The organism is Microbacterium sp. AK009, from assembly GCF_013410955.1.
Lineage (GTDB): Bacteria > Actinomycetota > Actinomycetes > Actinomycetales > Microbacteriaceae > Microbacterium.
Genome location: NZ_JACCCG010000001.1, coordinates 162,137 through 175,360, shown reverse-complemented (window position 1 = coordinate 175,360; position 13,224 = coordinate 162,137). Strand labels below are relative to the sequence as shown.

At 66.7% G+C, this 13,224-nt stretch carries 20 protein-coding genes; 1 reads left to right on the top strand and 19 read right to left on the bottom strand.

Annotated elements, in window-relative coordinates; genetic code table 11:
- Position 1: 1 nt before the first annotated feature.
- The 17 genes from rplF to HDC37_RS00775 all read right to left on the bottom strand — a co-directional run bounded on the left by rplF (position 2) and on the right by HDC37_RS00775 (position 8,300).
- Positions 2 to 538, bottom strand: a complete 537-nt coding sequence (gene rplF, locus HDC37_RS00855) for a 50S ribosomal protein L6 (RefSeq protein ID WP_179558519.1) — start codon at positions 536 to 538, stop codon at positions 2 to 4.
- Positions 539 to 544: 6 nt separating this feature from the next.
- A complete protein-coding gene (rpsH, locus tag HDC37_RS00850; RefSeq protein WP_179558518.1) occupies positions 545 to 943 on the bottom strand; it encodes a 30S ribosomal protein S8 in 399 nt (132 codons plus the stop codon).
- 69 nt (positions 944 to 1,012) lie between these two features.
- A complete protein-coding gene (gene rplE, locus HDC37_RS00845) occupies positions 1,013 to 1,603 on the bottom strand; it encodes a 50S ribosomal protein L5 (RefSeq protein ID WP_179558517.1) in 591 nt (196 codons plus the stop codon).
- A 2-nt stretch (positions 1,604 to 1,605) separates the two neighbouring features.
- Positions 1,606 to 1,965 carry a 50S ribosomal protein L24 gene (gene rplX, locus HDC37_RS00840; protein ID WP_124291702.1) on the bottom strand — a complete coding sequence of 120 codons (360 nt, stop codon included), beginning with the start codon at positions 1,963 to 1,965 and terminating at the stop codon, positions 1,606 to 1,608.
- 2 nt (positions 1,966 to 1,967) lie between these two features.
- Entirely contained in the window at positions 1,968 to 2,336 is a 369-nt protein-coding gene (gene rplN, locus HDC37_RS00835) for a 50S ribosomal protein L14 (protein ID WP_124291703.1), read from the bottom strand.
- Positions 2,333 to 2,668, bottom strand: coding sequence for a 30S ribosomal protein S17 (gene rpsQ / locus HDC37_RS00830; RefSeq protein WP_218869247.1), 336 nt, complete (start codon positions 2,666 to 2,668; stop codon positions 2,333 to 2,335). The genes rplN and rpsQ overlap by 4 nt, the downstream gene beginning before the upstream one ends.
- The gene (gene rpmC, locus HDC37_RS00825) at positions 2,668 to 2,985 is read right to left on the bottom strand and encodes a 50S ribosomal protein L29 (protein WP_124291704.1); all 318 of its coding nucleotides are present in this window, start codon (positions 2,983 to 2,985) and stop codon (positions 2,668 to 2,670) included. The genes rpsQ and rpmC overlap by 1 nt, the downstream gene beginning before the upstream one ends.
- Positions 2,985 to 3,404, bottom strand: coding sequence for a 50S ribosomal protein L16 (gene rplP / locus HDC37_RS00820; protein WP_124291705.1), 420 nt, complete (start codon positions 3,402 to 3,404; stop codon positions 2,985 to 2,987). Before rplP ends, rpmC begins: the two co-directional genes overlap by 1 nt.
- The gene (gene rpsC / locus HDC37_RS00815) at positions 3,404 to 4,159 is read right to left on the bottom strand and encodes a 30S ribosomal protein S3 (protein WP_124291706.1); all 756 of its coding nucleotides are present in this window, start codon (positions 4,157 to 4,159) and stop codon (positions 3,404 to 3,406) included. Before rpsC ends, rplP begins: the two co-directional genes overlap by 1 nt.
- Positions 4,159 to 4,557, bottom strand: coding sequence for a 50S ribosomal protein L22 (gene rplV, locus HDC37_RS00810; protein WP_179558516.1), 399 nt, complete (start codon positions 4,555 to 4,557; stop codon positions 4,159 to 4,161). Before rplV ends, rpsC begins: the two co-directional genes overlap by 1 nt.
- Positions 4,558 to 4,580: 23 nt before the next feature.
- Positions 4,581 to 4,862, bottom strand: a complete 282-nt coding sequence (gene rpsS, locus HDC37_RS00805) for a 30S ribosomal protein S19 (RefSeq protein WP_124291708.1) — start codon at positions 4,860 to 4,862, stop codon at positions 4,581 to 4,583.
- A gap of 13 nt (positions 4,863 to 4,875) precedes the next feature.
- On the bottom strand, positions 4,876 to 5,715 hold the full coding sequence (gene rplB / locus HDC37_RS00800; protein WP_179558515.1) for a 50S ribosomal protein L2: 840 nt from the start codon (positions 5,713 to 5,715) through the stop codon (positions 4,876 to 4,878).
- Positions 5,716 to 5,739: 24 nt separating this feature from the next.
- Positions 5,740 to 6,045, bottom strand: coding sequence for a 50S ribosomal protein L23 (rplW, locus tag HDC37_RS00795; protein WP_124291710.1), 306 nt, complete (start codon positions 6,043 to 6,045; stop codon positions 5,740 to 5,742).
- A complete protein-coding gene (rplD, locus tag HDC37_RS00790; protein WP_179558514.1) occupies positions 6,042 to 6,704 on the bottom strand; it encodes a 50S ribosomal protein L4 in 663 nt (220 codons plus the stop codon). Before rplD ends, rplW begins: the two co-directional genes overlap by 4 nt.
- 5 nt (positions 6,705 to 6,709) lie before the next feature.
- On the bottom strand, positions 6,710 to 7,369 hold the full coding sequence (gene rplC / locus HDC37_RS00785) for a 50S ribosomal protein L3 (RefSeq protein ID WP_179558513.1): 660 nt from the start codon (positions 7,367 to 7,369) through the stop codon (positions 6,710 to 6,712).
- Between the two features lie 10 nt (positions 7,370 to 7,379).
- Positions 7,380 to 7,688: a 30S ribosomal protein S10 gene (gene rpsJ, locus HDC37_RS00780; protein ID WP_045246810.1), complete on the bottom strand. Its 309-nt coding sequence runs from the start codon at positions 7,686 to 7,688 to the stop codon at positions 7,380 to 7,382.
- Between the two features lie 396 nt (positions 7,689 to 8,084).
- Entirely contained in the window at positions 8,085 to 8,300 is a 216-nt protein-coding gene (locus tag HDC37_RS00775; protein WP_179558512.1) for an Rv0909 family putative TA system antitoxin, read from the bottom strand.
- Between the two features lie 245 nt (positions 8,301 to 8,545).
- On the opposite strand from HDC37_RS00775, the gene HDC37_RS00770 reads away from it, so the two are divergent.
- Entirely contained in the window at positions 8,546 to 9,418 is an 873-nt protein-coding gene (locus HDC37_RS00770) for a DUF559 domain-containing protein (RefSeq protein WP_308472038.1), read from the top strand.
- A 255-nt stretch (positions 9,419 to 9,673) separates the two neighbouring features.
- Here HDC37_RS00770 and tuf read toward each other — a convergent pair whose 3' ends face one another.
- Together tuf and fusA are read right to left on the bottom strand one after the other, a co-directional pair.
- Positions 9,674 to 10,867: an elongation factor Tu gene (tuf, locus tag HDC37_RS00765; RefSeq protein WP_179558511.1), complete on the bottom strand. Its 1,194-nt coding sequence runs from the start codon at positions 10,865 to 10,867 to the stop codon at positions 9,674 to 9,676.
- A gap of 126 nt (positions 10,868 to 10,993) precedes the next feature.
- Positions 10,994 to 13,108 (bottom strand): elongation factor G, encoded by a 2,115-nt coding sequence (fusA, locus tag HDC37_RS00760; protein WP_124291716.1) that lies wholly within the window; start codon positions 13,106 to 13,108, stop codon positions 10,994 to 10,996.
- Positions 13,109 to 13,224 lie beyond the last annotated feature (116 nt).

Genomic DNA, 13,224 nt, shown 5'->3' with positions numbered 1-13,224 from the left:
GTTACTTACCAGCCTTTCCGGCCTTGCGCCGGACGACCTCGCCGGCGTAGCGCACACCCTTGCCCTTGTACGGCTCGGGCTTGCGGATCTTGCGGATGTTCGCAGCCACCTCGCCGACGGCCTGCTTGTCGATGCCGCTGACGGTGACCTTGTTGTTGCCTTCGACCGTCAGCGTGATGCCCGCGGGGGGCTCGACGAGAACCGGGTGCGAGAAGCCGAGGGCGAACTCGATGGAGCTGCCCTTCTGCGCGACGCGGTAACCGGTGCCGACGACCTCGAGGCCCTTGGTGTAGCCCTGGGTGACGCCGATGATGTTGTTGTTGATGAGCGTGCGGGTCAGGCCGTGAAGCGACCGTGACTCGCGCTCGTCGTCGGGACGGGTGACGATCACCTGGTTGTCCTCGACCTTGACTTCGATGGGACGGGCCACGGTGAGCGCGAGCTCGCCCTTGGGGCCCTTGACCGCGACATCCTGCCCGGTCACCTCGATGGTGACGCCGGAGGGGATGTCGATCGGGAGACGTCCGATACGCGACATGTCAGATCACCACACGTAGGCGAGGACTTCCCCACCCACGCCCTTCTGCTCGGCCTGACGGTCGGTGAGAAGACCGGAGGAGGTGGACAGGATGGCAACGCCGAGGCCGCCGAGGACCGTGGGGATCTCGGTGGACTTGGCGTACACGCGCAGGCCGGGCTTGGACACGCGCTTGATGCCGGCGATGGACCGCTCGCGGTTCGGGCCGTACTTCAGGGTGAGGGTCAGCGTCTGGCCGACACGGGCGTCCTCGACGGCCCAGTCGGAGATGTAGCCCTCCTGCTTGAGGATGTCGGCGATGTGGGTCTTGAGCTTCGAGCTCGGCAGCGACACGGAGTCGTGGTGCGCCGAGTTCGCGTTGCGCAGACGGGTCAGCATGTCAGCGACCGGGTCTGTCATCGTCATTTCTTAGCTTCTTTCGTTCATGAGGTATCGGCAGCCGTTACACGACTGACGACCTTCCATGGTCAGGTGTTACTGCTGTGCGCCCTCGGCGCGGAAGGGGAAGCCGAGGTGGCGCAGGAGCGCGCGGCCCTCGTCATCCGTCTTCGCCGACGTCACGATCGTGATGTCGAACCCGCGGACGCGGTCGATCTTGTCCTGGTTGATCTCGTGGAAGACCGACTGCTCCTGCAGGCCGAAGGTGTAATTGCCGTTGCCGTCGAACTGCTTGCCCGACAGGCCGCGGAAGTCGCGGATGCGGGGCAGAGCCAGGTTGATCAGGCGGTCCAGGAACTCCCACGCGCGGTCGCCCCGGAGGGTGACGTGCGCGCCGATGGCCTGGCCCTCACGCAGCTTGAACTGCGCGATGGACTTGCGGGCCTTGGTCACGACCGGCTTCTGGCCGGTGATCTTGGTGAGGTCGTCGACCGCACCATCGATCACCTTGCTGTCGCGAGCTGCCTCGCCGACACCGGTGTTGACCACGACCTTCACGAGGCCCGGAATCTGCATGACGTTGGCGTAGCCGAACTCGTCCTGCAGCTTCTTCTGGATCTCGGACTTGTACTTCTGCTTCAGGCGGGGCTGGATTTTGCCAGCCTCGACGGCAGTTGCGCTGCTCATATTCAGAGGTCCTTGCCTGACTTCTTCGCGTAGCGGACGCGCACGGTGCGCTTCACGCCGTCCTTGACCTGCTCCTCGACGCGGTGACCGACGCGGGTCGGCTTCTTCGTCTGGGGGTCGACCAGGGAGACGTTGGAGATGTGGATCGGGGCTTCCATCGTCTCGATGCCGCCCGTCTTGGTGCCGCGCTGGGACTGGCCCACGCGGTTGTGCTTGGTGACGAAGTTCACGCCTTCGACGATCACGCGGTTCTGCTCGGGAAGGACCTCGAGGACCTTGCCCTGCTTACCGCGGTCTCCGCCGCGCTCGGGCTTGGCGCCCGAGATGACCTGAACCAGGTCGCCCTTCTTGATCTTCGCCATGATCAGATGACCTCCGGGGCGAGCGAGACGATCTTCATGAACCGCTTGTCGCGCAGCTCACGGCCGACCGGCCCGAAGATACGGGTGCCGCGGGGCTCCCCGTCGCTCTTCAGGATGACAGCGGCGTTCTCGTCGAACTTGATGTATGAGCCGTCGGCACGTCGGGTCTGCTTGACCGTCCGGACGACGACCGCCTTGACGACGTCACCCTTCTTGACGTTGCCGCCGGGGATGGCGTCCTTGACGGTGGCGACGATGACGTCGCCCACGCCGGCGTACCGGCGGTTGGAGCCGCCGAGCACGCGGATGGTGAGCAGCTCCTTGGCGCCGGTGTTGTCGGCGACCTTGAGCCGGGATTCGTTCTGGATCACTTGGCCTTCTCCACGATCTCGACCAGACGCCAGCGCTTGGTCGCGCTCAGCGGGCGGGTCTCGTTGATGACGACCAGGTCACCGATGCCGGCGGTGTTGCCCTCATCGTGCGCCTTCACCTTGGACGTGCGGCGGATGACCTTGCCGTACAGCGGGTGCTTCACGCGGTCCTCGACCTCGACGACGATGGTCTTGTCCATCTTGTCGCTGACGACGTAGCCGCGGCGGGCCTTGCGGTACCCGCGGGCATCGGCGTCGCGCACATCGTGCTCGGCGCTCTCGTGGCCCTTGACCTGCTCCGTGGCGGCGTCGGCCTTCTTGGCGGTGGCCATCACTCAGCCCCCTCTTCCTTTGCGGCCGAGTCGGCGGCATCCGCCTTCTTGGCCTTCGTCTTCTTCGTCTTCGTCGCCGTCTCCACCGGCGCGGGCGTGGCACGGATGCCGAGCTCGCGCTCACGGATCACGGTGTACAGCCGCGCGATGTCGCGCTTGACGGCGCGGATGCGGCCGTGGCTCTCGAGCTGGCCGGTGGCCGACTGGAAGCGCAGGTTGAACAGCTCTTCCTTGGCCTTGCGCAGCTCCTCGACCAGGCGCTGGTCTTCGAACGTGTCCAGCTCGCTCGGTGCGAGCGTCTTGGTGCCGATCGCCATTACGCGTCGCCCTCCTCGCGCTTGATGATGCGTGCCTTCAGCGGCAGCTTGTGGATGGCACGGGTCAGCGCCTCGCGAGCGAGCTGCTCGTTGACGCCCGAGACCTCGAAGAGGACCCGGCCCGGCTTGACGTTGGCGACCCACCACTCCGGCGAACCCTTACCGGAACCCATGCGGGTCTCGGCCGGCTTCTTGGTGAGCGGTCGGTCGGGGTAGATGTTGATCCACACCTTGCCGCCACGCTTGATGTGACGGGTCATCGCGATACGAGCGGACTCGATCTGACGGTTCGTCACGTACGCGGGGGTGAGGGCCTGGATGCCGAACTCGCCGAAGGAGACCTTCGTGCCGCCGGTGGCCTGGCCCGAGCGACCCGGGTGGTGCTGCTTGCGGTACTTGACCTTGCGGGGAATGAGCATTACGCCGACGCTCCTTCTGCGACGGGGGCCTCGCTGCGGGGGCCACGGCGGCGGTCACCGCGGTCGTCACGACCGCGCGACTTCGGCGCATTGGCCTGCTCGCGAGCGAGTTCCTTGTTGGTGAGGTCGCCCTTGTAGATCCAGACCTTCACGCCGATGCGGCCGAAGGTGGTCTTGGCCTCGTAGAAGCCGTAGTCGATGTTCGCGCGGAGCGTGTGCAGCGGCACACGGCCTTCGCGGTAGAACTCCGAACGGCTCATCTCGGCGCCGCCGAGGCGGCCGGAGACCTGGATGCGGACGCCCTTGGCGCCGGCGCGCTGGGCGCCCTGCAGGCCCTTGCGCATCGCGCGGCGGAACGCCACGCGGGCCGAGAGCTGCTCGGCGATGCCCTGGGCGACCAGCTGAGCGTCGGCCTCGGGGTTCTTCACCTCGAGGATGTTCAGCTGGATCTGCTTGCCGGTGAGCTTCTCGAGGTCGGCGCGGATGCGCTCGGCCTCGGCGCCGCGGCGGCCGATCACGATGCCCGGGCGGGCGGTGTGGATGTCGACGCGGACGCGGTCACGGGTGCGCTCGATCTCGATGTTGCTGACACCGGCGCGGTCGAGCTGCTTCTGCAGCAGCTGACGGATCTTGATGTCCTCGGCCACGTAGTCGGCGTAGCGCTGACCGGGCTTCGTCGAGTCGGAGAACCAGCGCGACACGTGGTCGGTGGTGATGCCGAGGCGGAAGCCGTACGGGTTGACCTTCTGTCCCATTACTTGCTCGCCTTCTTCGTCGTGGCTGCCGAAGCGGTCTCGGCCACCTCGGGCGTCGAGAGGACGACCGTGATGTGGCTGGTGCGCTTCTTGATCTGGAACGCGCGACCCTGGGCGCGGGGCTGGAAACGCTTGAGCGTCGTGCCCTCGTCCACGTACGCGTTCTTCACGTACAGGTCGGCGTCGTCGAGGTACTCGTTCTCCTTGTCGGCCTTGACGCGAGCGTTCGCGATGGCCGATTCGACGAGCTTGTAGATGGGCTCACTGGCGCTCTGCTGAGCGAACTTCAGGATGGCCAGGGCCTCCTGAGCCTGCTTGCCCTTGATGAGAGCGACGACACGACGAGCCTTCTGAGGGGTCACGCGGATGTGTCGCACGCGTGCGATGGACTCCACCATTTCTCTCTCCTTGCGCCCCCGCGTCAGCGGCGGCGGCCCTTCTTGTCGTCCTTCTCGTGACCGCGGAAGGTGCGGGTGGGCGCGAACTCGCCCAGCTTGTGGCCGACCATCGTCTCGGTGACGAAGACCGGGATGTGCTTGCGGCCGTCGTGCACGGCGATCGTGTGGCCGAGCATGGCCGGGACGATCATCGAGCGACGTGACCACGTCTTGATGACGTTCTTGGTTCCCGCCTCGTTCTGCGAAACAACCTTGCGAAGCAGGTGCTCGTCGACGAAGGGGCCCTTCTTAAGACTGCGTGGCATCTGAAGTTCCTACCTACTTGCGCTTCTTGCCGGCGTTGCGACGGCGGACGATGAGCTTGTCGCTCTCCTTGTTGGCGTGGCGGGTGCGGCCCTCGGCCTGACCCCACGGCGAGACCGGGTGGCGACCACCGGAGGTCTTGCCCTCACCACCACCGTGCGGGTGGTCGACGGGGTTCATGGCGACACCACGCACGGTCGGGCGGACGCCCTTCCAGCGCTTGCGGCCGGCCTTGCCCCAGTTGATGTTGGACTGCTCGGCGTTGCCGACCTCGCCGATCGTCGCGCGGCAGCGGACGTCGACGTTGCGGATCTCGCCCGAGGGCAGACGCAGCTGGGCGTACGGGCCGTCCTTCGCGACCAGGCGCACCGCGGCGCCGGCCGAGCGGGCCATCTTCGCGCCGCCGCCGGGGCGGAGCTCGATGGCGTGGATGACGGTACCCGTGGGGATGTTGCGCAGCGGCAGGTTGTTGCCGGGCTTGATGTCAGCCGACGGACCCGACTCGACCACGTCACCCTGCGACAGCTTGTTCGGGGCGAGGATGTAGCGCTTCTCGCCGTCGACGTAGTGCAGCAGCGCGATGCGCGCGGTGCGGTTGGGGTCGTACTCGATGTGCGCGACCTTGGCGTTCACGCCGTCCTTGTCGTCGCGACGGAAGTCGATGACGCGGTACTGGCGCTTGTGTCCACCACCGATGTGACGGGTCGTGATGCGGCCCTGGTTGTTGCGGCCACCGGTCTTAGCCAGCGGGCGGAGGAGGGACTTCTCGGGCGTCGATCGGGTGATCTCGGCGAAGTCCGCCACCGACGAGCCGCGGCGACCGGGGGTCGTGGGCTTGTACTTGCGAATAGCCATGTTCTCTCGTCCTTATCCCGCCGGTCAGCCGACCGCGGTGAAGATGTCGATGGTGCCCGACTTCAGGGTCACGATGGCGCGCTTGGTGTCCTTGCGCTTGCCCATGCCGAAGCGGGTGCGACGAGCCTTGCCCGTGCGGTTCAGCGTGTTGACCGAGGCCACCTTGACGCCGAAGATCTTCTCGATGGCGAGCTTGATCTCGGTCTTGGTCGCCCGCGGGTCGACGAGGAAGGTGTACTTGCCCTCGTCGATGAGCCCGTAGCTCTTCTCGGACACGACCGGCTTCAGGATGATGTCGCGCGGGTCCTTGTTGACGGCGATGTTGCTCATGCCGAGACCTCCTGGGTGGTGGCCGTGCGAGCCGACACGAAGGCGTCGTACGCGGCCTTGGTGAAGACGATGTCGTCGGAGACGAGCACGTCGTAGGCGTTGAGCTGGTCGAAGGACAGCACGTGGACGTACGCGAGGTTGCGGACGCTCATGACGCTGATCTCGTCGGTGCGCTCCACCACGACCAGGACGTTCTTGACGGCGCCGAGTGCGGTGAGCACGGATGCCGCGGCCTTGGTCGAGGGCGCATCGGTCACGCCGAGGGACTCGACGATGTGGAGGCGCTCACCGCGGGCGCGGTCGCTCAGGGCGCCCAGGAGCGCCGCGGCGATCATCTTCTTGGGGGTGCGCTGCGAGTAGTCGCGGGGCTGCGGACCGTGGACGGTGCCACCGCCGCGGTGCTGCGGCATCCGGACCGAACCCTGACGGGCGTTACCCGTGCCCTTCTGCTTGAAGGGCTTGCGACCCGAACCCGAGACGTCGCCGCGGGTCTTGGTCGCGTGCGTCCCCTGGCGGGCGGCGGCGCGCTGGGCGACGACGACCTGGTGGATCAGCGGGATGTTCGTCTTGACGTCGAAGAGCGCGGCGGGCAGCTCGACAGAGCCGGCCTTCTTGCCGTCGGCCTTCAGGACGTCGAGCGCGAGCGTGGAGTCAGCCATGTCGATCAGGCACCCTTCACTGCGTTGCGGACGTAGACGGTACGGCCACGGGCACCGGGGACGGCGCCCTTGACGAGCAGCAGACCCTTCTCGGCGTCCACGGCGTGCACCGTGAGGTTGAGGACGGTCACGCGCTCGCCACCCATACGGCCGGCCATGCGCATGCCCTTGAAGACGCGGCTCGGGGTCGACGAGGCGCCGATCGAACCGGGCTTGCGGTGGTTGCGGTGTGCACCGTGCGAAGCCGAGACGCCCGCGAAGTTGTGACGCTTCATCACACCCGCGGTGCCCTTGCCCTTGCTGGTCCCGACGACGTCGACCAGCTGGCCGGCCTCGAAGACGCCGTCCACCGTGAGCTCCTGACCGAGTGAGTAGTCAGCAGCGTCAGCGGTGCGCACCTCGGTGAGGTGACGGCGGGGGGTGACGCCCGCGGCCTCGAAGTGGGCCGACAGGGGCTTGTTCACCTTGCGGGGGTCGATGGCGCCGGCGGCGATCTGGACGGCCGAGTAGCCGTCCTTCTCCGCGGTGCGGATCTGGGTGACCACGTTGGGGGTCACTTCGATCACGGTGACGGGAACGAGCTTGCCGTTCTCATCCCAGACCTGCGTCATGCCGAGCTTGGTGCCCAGCAGAGCCTTGGAAATCTTTTCGTTGATGTGTGCCATGTCGACGACCTCAGAGCTTGATCTCGATGTTGACGTCGGCCGGCAGGTCAAGGCGCATCAGCGAGTCGACGGCCTTGGGCGTGGGATCGATGATGTCGATCAGACGCTTGTGGGTGCGCATCTCGAAGTGCTCGCGGCTGTCCTTGTACTTGTGGGGCGACCGGATGACGACGACGACGTTCTTCTCCGTGGGGAGGGGCACGGGGCCCACGACCGTCGCGCCGGCACGGGTCACGGTGTCGACGATCTTGCGCGCCGACGAGTCGAGACCGGCGTGGTCGTACGACTTCAGTCGGATGCGGATCTTCTGTCCCGCCATGTGTCTGCTCACTCTCTTTCCGCGTCTTACCGTCCCGGAGGGCCCGGGGGCATTGGACGCACGGTGGCGCTGACGCGCCGTGGCACTTTCGCACCGCTTGCGCAGTGCGTGCTGCACCGCTGTTCTTCTGTCAATCCGGGCACACGCGGCACCCGGCATCCGTCGCCCCTCGACACGCGAGCACGCGGCTCTCGAGCCGAAGTGGGGAAGGATTGTGTTGTTCTGCTGCCCGCGGCCTAGGCGTCTGGCGCTTGCGCACCGCCTATGCACTGCCCTGACAGTGATCCGTCGCACGCCGAAGCGCGCCGGAATGTGGAACTGGAACAGTCTACGTGTCGCCCGGGCGTGTCGCAAACTCGGGCGTGTCGCGCCCGCGTGTCGGGCGGCGTCCCTCGGCTACTGGTTGCCGATGTGCTTGTCGATGTTGTCGCGCACCCCGTCGACGTGCTGGTCGACGCTGTCCGGAGCGATCTTCTTCACGAACTCGGCGGCGGCATCGAGGGCCTTGTCGCTGACGCCCTCCGCCTGCTCGGACTTCAGCGTCTCGCCGATCTTGTCCTTGTTCTGGTCGAGGAACTGCTTGCCCTGATTCACCAGGTCGTCGATGCCCATTGCCTGCTCCTTCGCGAGGGTGTGGCCTCCATCATGCTCCTCCCCGCGCCGGATGGGGAGGGTCGGCGGCACATCGGAGGAGATCGACGCGTGGGAGGCCGCCCATGTCGCATCCACCCTCCCGTGTGCCGATCTCCTCCCGTCTGCACGGCGTAGTCTCCTGCACACCCCGGCCGCCGCGCCATCCGTCCACAGATCGCACCGGCATCACGCCGGCGCCGCAGCGATGACGCGACCCTCGGAGGGTGAGCAGGCCGGAGTCGATGAGGGATGCCGCGGTGCGGCGTCGCCGCGAGGAGGTGCTCGCCGCCGTCGGCAGGACCGACGGCATCGCGTCGGTCGCGGGCCTGACGCAGGGCGGCCACAGCCGGCACGTCATCGACGCGCTCTGCGCCGACGGTGTGCTGCTCCGGCTCCGCAAGGGATGGGTGGCGCTCCCGACCGCTGATGCTCAGCTGATGGCGGCCGCGCGGCATGGGGTCGTCCTCACCTGCGTCACCCAGGCCGAGCGGCTCGGACTGTTCGTGCTGCACTCCCCCAGCGCGCCGCACGTCGCCGCCCCTCCGCATTCCGGCCGCGCCGGCCGTCTGGCCGTGACGGTCCACTGGGCGACGCCGGTGGTACCGCGTCGTCCCCACAGCCTCGTCGACGTCATCGAGAACGTGCTCGTCTCGGTCGCATCCTGCCTGCCCTTCGAGGACGCGCTGGTCGTCTGGGAGTCCGCGCTCCGCCGCGAGATGACGACGCGCGAGGCGCTCGCGCGTCTGCCACTCCCACCCGCGGCGCGCGAGATCCTCGACGCGGCCGACATGTTCTCCGACTCGGGCCTGGAGACACTCGTCGTGCCACGGCTGCGCTGGCTCGGGCTGGCGCTCCGCCGCCAGGTGTGGATCAGCGGCCACCGGGTCGACCTCCTCATCGGCGATCGCCTGGTGCTGCAGATCGACGGGTCGACGCACACCGGTTCGCAGCGCACGAGCGACATCACCCATGACGCCGAGCTGATGCTGCTCGGCTACCACGTGATCCGCGTCGGGTACGAGCAGGTGGTGCACCGCTGGCCCGAGGTGCAGGAGCGCATCATGCGCGCCGTCGCGCAGGGGCTGCACCGCGCGTGACGAGCGACGTTCCCGGTCGATCAGCCGCGGCCCGGCGGCACACGGGAGGAGATCGACGCACGGGAGGCGCAGCACACGGCAATCGCCCTCCCCTGTGCGGATCTCCTCCCGTGTGCCGGCGAGCGGCCCGGGGCCGGGGGTGGGGGTGGGGGTGGGGCCCGGGGGGTGGGGAGGGCGGGGGGAAGGCGGGTGGGGAAAGGGAAAGCCCCCCGGGAGACCCGGGGGGCTTTCGTGGGTGCGCCTAGGGCGCGGAGATCACTTGAGGATCTTGGTCACCGTGCCGGCGCCGACGGTGCGGCCACCCTCACGGATCGCGAAGCCGAGGCCCTCCTCCATGGCGATCGGCTGGATCAGCTCGACCGTCATGTCGGTGGTGTCGCCGGGCATGACCATCTCGGTGCCCTCGGGCAGCGAGATGACGCCGGTGACGTCGGTGGTGCGGAAGTAGAACTGCGGACGGTAGTTCGTGAAGAACGGGTTGTGACGGCCGCCCTCCTCCTTGGACAGGATGTACGCCGTGCCCTCGAAGTTGGTGTGCGGGGTGACCGAACCGGGCTTCACGACGACCTGGCCGCGCTCGACGTCGTCACGCTTGAGACCACGAAGGAGCAGACCACAGTTCTCGCCGGCCCACGCCTCGTCGAGCTGCTTGTGGAACATCTCGATACCGGTGACCGTGGTCTTCTGCGTCGGGCGGATGCCGACGATCTCGACCTCGGAGTTGATGGCGAGGGTGCCGCGCTCGGCGCGTCCCGTGACGACGGTGCCACGACCGGTGATGGTGAAGACATCCTCGATGGGCATGAGGAACGGCTTGTCCTTATCACGCACCGGGTCGGGGATGGACTCGTCGGCGGCGTCCATCAGCTCGATGATCGACTCGACCCACTTGTCGTCGCCCTCGAGAGCCTTCAGGCCCGAGACGCGGACGACCGGAGCGTCGTCGCCGGGGAAGCCCTGGCTGGACAGCAGCTCGCGGACCTCGAGCTCGACGAGCTCCAGGATCTCCTCGTCGTCGACCATGTCGGCCTTGTTCAGCGCGACCATCAGGTAGGGCACGCCGACCTGCTTGGCGAGCAGAACGTGCTCGCGGGTCTGAGCCATCGGGCCGTCGGTGGCGGCGACCACGAGGATCGCGCCGTCCATCTGAGCGGCACCGGTGATCATGTTCTTGATGTAGTCAGCGTGACCCGGGGCGTCGACGTGAGCGTAGTGACGCTTGGGCGTCTCGTACTCGACGTGCGAGATGTTGATGGTGATACCGCGCTGACGCTCCTCGGGAGCCGAGTCGATCGACGCGAAGTCGCGCTGCACGTTGGTGGCCGACGGGTACTTGTCGGCGAGCACCTTCGAGATCGCGGCGGTGAGCGTGGTCTTGCCGTGGTCGACGTGACCGATCGTTCCGATGTTCACGTGCGGCTTGGTCCGCTCGAACTTGGCCTTAGCCACTGGGTCCTCCTCAGGACGGTCGTGTAGAAGTTCCGGGCACTGGTTTGCGACCGGTCGTCTACGGGGATGGCTCTCAGTGTAGTAGAGAGGGTTTCTGGTGGTTGGTGTGCGCGCAGCCCCGGAGGGTTACTCGCCCTTGGTCTTCTGGACGATCTCGTCCATGACGTTGCGCGGAACCTCGGCGTAGCTGTCGAACTCCATGGAGTACACAGCACGGCCCGAGGTCTTCGAGCGCAGGTCGCCGATGTAGCCGAACATCTCCGACAGCGGCACGTTGGCACGCACCACCTTCACGCCGGCGGCATCCTCCATCGACTGGATCTGCCCACGGCGCGAGTTCAGGTCGCCGATGACGTCGCCCATGTACTCCTCGGGAGTACGCACCTCGACGGCCATGATGGGCTCGAGGATGACGGGGTTCGCCTTGCGGATGGCCTCCTTGAAGCCCATGGAGCCCGCGATCTTGAACGCCATCTCCGACGAGTCGACGTCGTGCGCCGCACCGTCGAGGAGGATCGCCTTCACGCCGACCATCGGGTAGCCCGCCAGGACGCCGACGTTCATCGCGTCCTGGAAACCGGCGTCGACCGAGGGGATGTACTCGCGCGGGATGCGGCCACCGGTGACCTTGTTCTCGAACTCGTACGTCTTGTCGGCCGTGACCTCGAGCGGCTCGATCGCGAACTGGATCTTCGCGAACTGACCCGAACCACCGGTCTGCTTCTTGTGGGTGTAGTCGTGACGCTCGACGGTCTTGCGGATCGTCTCGCGGTAGGCCACCTGGGGCTTTCCGACGTTCGCCTCGACCTTGAACTCGCGCTTCATGCGATCCACGAGGATGTCGAGGTGCAGCTCGCCCATGCCGCGGATGACGGTCTGGCCGGTCTCGGCGTTCTGCTCCACGCGGAACGTCGGGTCCTCTTCGGCGAGCTTCTGGATCGCCAGACCCAGCTTCTCCTGGTCGGCCTTGGTCTTGGGCTCGATGGCGACCTCGATGACCGGCTCAGGGAAGGTCATCGACTCCAGGACCACCTGGTTGCTGCTGTCGGACAGCGTGTCACCGGTGGTGGTGTCCTTCAGGCCGATGACGGCGTAGATGTGACCCGCGGTGACGGAGTCGACCGGCATCTCCTTGTTGGCGTGCATCTGGAAGATCTTCCCGATGCGCTCCTTCTTGCCCTTGGTCGCGTTGACGACCTGGGCACCGGAGTCGAGGTGACCCGAGTACACGCGGATGTAGGTGAGGCGACCGAAGAACGGGTGCGTGACGATCTTGAACGCCAGCGCCGTGAACGGCTCATCGCGGTCGGGGTGACGCTCGATGATGATCTCTTCGTTCTTGGGGTCCTTCGCCTCGATGGCGGGGACGTCCAGGGGCGAAGGGAGGTAGTCCACGACCGCGTCGAGCATCGGCTGCACACCGCGGTTCTTGAACGCCGAGCCGCACAGCACGGGGTAGACCTCGCTGGCGATCGTCATCTTGCGGATCGCGCCCTTGATCTCCTCGTGGGTGAGCTCCTCGCCGCCGAAGTACTTCTCGAGAAGGACCTCGTCGCTCTCAGCGACGGTCTCCATGAGCTTCTCGCGGTACTCGTTGGCCTTGTCCACGAGGTCGGCCGGGATCTCCTGGATCTCGTACTTGGCACCCATGGTCACGTCACCCTTGGCATCGCCGGGCCACACCAGGGCACGCATGTAGACGAGGTCGACGACGCCGACGAAGTCGTTCTCGGCGCCGATCGGGATCTGCAGCACGAGGGGCTTGGCCTTCAGGCGGTTCACGATCGTGTCGACCGTGAAGTAGAAGTCGGCGCCCAGCTTGTCCATCTTGTTGACGAAGCAGATACGGGGGACGTCGTACTTGTCGGCCTGACGCCACACCGTCTCGGACTGGGGCTCGACGCCCTCCTTGCCGTCGAAGACGGCGACGGCGCCGTCGAGCACGCGGAGCGAGCGCTCCACCTCGACGGTGAAGTCGACGTGACCGGGCGTGTCGATGATGTTGATCTGGTTCTTCTCCCAGAAGCACGTCACCGCGGCGGAGGTGATCGTGATGCCACGCTCCTGCTCCTGCTCCATCCAGTCGGTGGTGGCGGCGCCGTCGTGGGTCTCGCCGATCTTGTGGTTGACGCCCGTGTAGAAGAGGATGCGCTCGGTCGTCGTCGTCTTGCCGGCATCGATGTGCGCCATGATGCCGATGTTGCGGACCTTCTTGAGGTCGGTGAGCACTTCTTGTGCCACGGGGTGTCTTCCTAACTTGTGGTTGCGGTGGAGCGTTTCGTCTCGCTTCGCTCGCTCAACGACCGGTCATCCGGCCGATCGTCGAGCGAGCGGCGAAGCCGCGAGTCGAAACGCGG